Source organism: Nocardiopsis lucentensis DSM 44048, from assembly GCF_000341125.1.
GTDB classification, from domain to species: Bacteria; Actinomycetota; Actinomycetes; order Streptosporangiales; family Streptosporangiaceae; genus Nocardiopsis; species Nocardiopsis lucentensis.
The window spans coordinates 1-3569 of the sequence record NZ_ANBC01000139.1; the positions used below are offsets into that span (position 1 = coordinate 1).

3 protein-coding genes are annotated in these 3569 nt (G+C 74.0%); 2 read left to right on the top strand and 1 reads right to left on the bottom strand.

Annotated features, from left to right (window positions below):
• On the top strand, nucleotides 1–1344 hold a 1344-nt coding region (gene pabB / locus D471_RS0104620), incomplete at its 5' end, for an aminodeoxychorismate synthase component I (RefSeq protein ID WP_017597549.1).
• A 20-nt stretch (nucleotides 1345–1364) separates the two neighbouring features.
• Here the strand turns inward: pabB and D471_RS0104625 are convergent.
• On the bottom strand, nucleotides 1365–2381 hold the full coding sequence (locus D471_RS0104625; RefSeq protein ID WP_017597550.1) for an aldo/keto reductase: 1017 nt from the start codon (nucleotides 2379–2381) through the stop codon (nucleotides 1365–1367).
• A 205-nt stretch (nucleotides 2382–2586) separates the two neighbouring features.
• Here D471_RS0104625 and D471_RS33020 point away from each other — a divergent pair, with 205 nt between their 5' ends.
• On the top strand, nucleotides 2587–3396 hold the full coding sequence (locus tag D471_RS33020) for a helix-turn-helix transcriptional regulator (RefSeq protein ID WP_040688351.1): 810 nt from the start codon (nucleotides 2587–2589) through the stop codon (nucleotides 3394–3396).
• The last annotated feature ends 173 nt before the right edge of the window (nucleotides 3397–3569 follow it).

The following is a 3569-nucleotide window of genomic DNA, read 5'->3' on the forward strand; positions in this document are numbered from 1 at the left end:
CACGCCGTGGACACCGAGGCCGCCTTCGCCCACCTGTACGGCGCCGCCGAGTACGCGTTCTGGTTGGACAGCTCCCGCCCCGAGGGGCCCGCACGCTTCTCCTTCCTCGGCGCCGCCACCGGCGAGATCCTCACCTACCGCGTCGGCGACGGCGAGGTCCGCGTCCGTGACGTCGACGGCGCCGAGCGGCGCGAACCCGGCACGATCTTCGACGCGCTCGACCGCCGCACCCGCCCCACCGCCCCCACCGGCCTGCCGTTCGACTTCACCGGCGGACACGTGGGCTACTTCGGCTACGAACTCAAAGCCGACTGCGGCGCCGACAACGCCCACACCTCGCCCACCCCCGACGCGGTGTGGATGCGCTGCGACCGCTTCGTCGCCGTCGACCACGCCGAGGGACGCGCCTACGTCGTCCACGACGACAGCGACGGCGCCCGCGCCTGGGCCGGACGCACCCTCGACGCGCTCTCCGCCCTGCCCGTCCCACCCCCTCCCGCGCCCCCCGGACCGGCCGTGGACCTCGGCGCCCACCTGGAGCGACCCCACGGGGACTACGTCACCGACGTCAAGGAGTGCCTGGGACACCTCACCGAGGGGGAGAGCTACGAGATCTGCCTGACCAACCGGGTCCGGCTCCCCGACGACACCTCCGACGACGACCTGGACCTGTACCGGCGCCTGCGCGCCGCCAGCCCGGCCCCCTACGCCGCCCTGCTGCGCCTGGGCCCGGTGAGCGTCCTGAGCGCCTCGCCCGAACGCTTCCTTCGCGTGGACGGGGACCGGGTGGCCGAGAGCCGCCCCATCAAGGGCACCGCGCCCCGCCACGCCGACCCCGACACCGACCGCCGCGCCGCCGAGGAGCTGCGCACGGGCGCCAAGACCCGCGCAGAGAACCTCATGATCGTCGACCTGCTCCGCAACGACCTGGGCCGGGTGTGCGAGGTAGGCAGTGTGCAGGTGCCCGCGTTCATGTACACGGAGTCCTACGCCACCGTCCACCAGCTGGTCTCCACGGTGCGGGGGCGGCTGCGGCCGGACGTGACCACTCTGGACGCCGTCCGGGCCTGTTTCCCGGGCGGGTCGATGACCGGTGCGCCCAAGCTGCGGACGATGGAGATCATCGACCGGTTGGAGTCGTCCGCGCGGGGTGTGTACTCCGGTGCGCTGGGTTATCTGTCGCACGCGGGTACCGCCGACCTGAGCATCGTCATCCGTACCGCGGTGCGCTCCGGCGGGGAGCTGACGATCGGGGCGGGTGGCGCGATCGTGCTGGACTCCGACCCCGAGGACGAGTACGAGGAGATGCTGCTCAAGGCCGCCGTGCCCGCCCGCGTCCGCTGACCTCCGGGTGGGGGGCGTGTTCAGCGGCGTCCGTCGACCCTGGCCGCCGCCGCGCCGAAGGCCCAGGGGTCGTCCTCGCACCGGGCGATGAAGTCCCCGGGGAAGCCCACCTCGAAGTCGGCGGCCGCCTCCAGCCGCAGACGGGCCTCCTCGGGCAGGACGACGTCGACCGCCCCGAGGTTCTCGGCGAGCTGGTCGACCCCGCTGGCCCCCACGATCGGGTGGACGAAGCGCCACCGCGCACGCGTCCAGGCGAGCGCCACCTGCGCCGGCGCGGCCCCGAGCTCGTCGGCGACCTCGCGCACCGCCCGGGCGACCGCGTGGTCGCGCGGGGAGAGGGAACCCGGGTCGACCCGGGCGCCCTCGGGGGCGTCCTCCCGGTCGGTGAACTTGCCCGACAGGACGCCTCCGGCCAGCGGCCCCCAAGCGGCCACCGTCATCCCGAACGCCTCGGCCATCGGCAGCAGCTCCCGTTCGGCGTCGCGTCTGAGCAGGTGGTAGGGGATCTGCAGGCCCGCGAAGGGGGTCCATCCGCGCCACTCCGCCAGGGTGTTGGCGTGGGCGGTCAGCCAGGCCGGGGCGTCGGAGATCCCCACGTACAGGACCTTGCCCTCGCGAACGGCGTCGTCCAGTGCCCGCATGGTCTCCTCGACGGGGGTGTGCCGGTCCCACAGGTGGACCCAGTACAGGTCGACGTGGTCGGTGCGCAGCCGGCGCAGGCTGCGTTCGAGGGACAGGCGGAGGTTCTTGCGGTGGTTGCCCGCCGCGTTGGGGTCGTCGGCGTCCCGCGAGAGCGTGTACTTGGTGGCGAGCACGAAGCGGTCGCGCTGGCCGGTGAGCAGCTCGCCGAGGATGTCCTCGCTGTCACCGTAGGCCGAGGCGGTGTCGACGACGTTGCCCCCGGCGTCGGCGTAGGCGCGCAGGATCGCGTCGTATCCGCGCACGGTCTCGGGGCCGCCGCGCTGGTAGAAGGTCATGGCGCCGAAGAACAGTTCGGACACGCGCAGGCCGGTCCGGCCCAGCAGTCGGTAGCGCAAGGAAGGTGCCTTCCGTCTCTCGTCGTGGTGGGGCTCTCTCCGCGCGGGGGAGCGCGGTCATGCGCTCTCGCCGCGTGTCGTCACGGATTCGACCCTGGCAGTGCGGTCCGTTCCCGGGGAGGCCGCCGTGGGACTGGCCCTCCCGGAGCCACCCTCGGCGCGGAGCGGTCGGGGCGCGGGGGCGGGCACGTTCTAGACTCCACCCATGCCAGACAACGGGTTGGGCGCCTTCCTGCGCTCCCGCCGAGAGGCCGTGACCCCCGCCGCCGCGGGGATTCCCTCCGGTCCCCGCCGCCGTACCCCCGGGCTCCGCCGTGCCGAACTGGCCACGCTCTCCGGGGTCAGCGTCGAGTACCTCACCCGTCTGGAGCAGGGGCGCGACCGCCGTCCCTCTCCGGAGGTCGTCGAGGCGCTCTCCGACGCGCTGGGTCTGTCCGGTGACGAACGGGTCCACATGCACCGGCTCGCCAAGGCCGGTACCGGCGGCGTGTGCCCGGGCGGGCCACCGCCGCGCGCGGTGCGTCCCACGGTGCGCGCCGTCCTGGACCGGCTCGAACCGGGACCGGCGCTGGTGGTCAACAGCCTGGGTGACGTGCTCGCGTTCACGGCGGGGTTCGCCCGGCTGGCCGGCCCGCCGGGGCTGCTGGAACCGGCAGTGCCCAACCTCGCCCGGTACGTGTTCACCGATGACCGCGCCACGGCCGCCTTCCCCGACTGGGACGCCGTCGCCGACGAGCGGGCCGCCGACCTCAGGGCGGCCGCGTCCCTGGGCGACGGCCACGCCGCGTCGCTCGCCGAGGAGCTGGCCCGGACCGCCGGAGCGCGGTTCCGCGACCGGTTCGAGGGTTCGGCCGCCCTTCCCCACCGCACGGGCGTCGAACGGTGGGCGCACCCCGAGGCGGGGGAGCTGTCGCTGGCCTACGAGAGCCTCGACCTGCCGGACACCGACGGACAGAGGCTGGTCGTCCAGTTGCCCGCCGACGGGGTGACCTCGGCACGGCTCGCCCTGCTGTGAGGCCGGCGGATCCCGACCGGCCACGGTCCGCGACGCGTCGAAAACCGTTTGCCCTCCGCGTCGCGAAGACGCCAGGCTGACGGCCATGCAGTTCCCCAGACACCAGATCCGCGCCCGGTTCACCGATGAGACGGTCACCGTGTACCAGGCCTACGCACCCGCCATCGGCGGGG

Excerpts from the sequence above, each read along its gene's own strand:
- D471_RS33020 (WP_040688351.1), top strand. The coding sequence starts at position 2,587 with ATGCCAGACAACGGGTTGGGCGCCTTCCTGCGCTCCCGCCGAGAGGCC.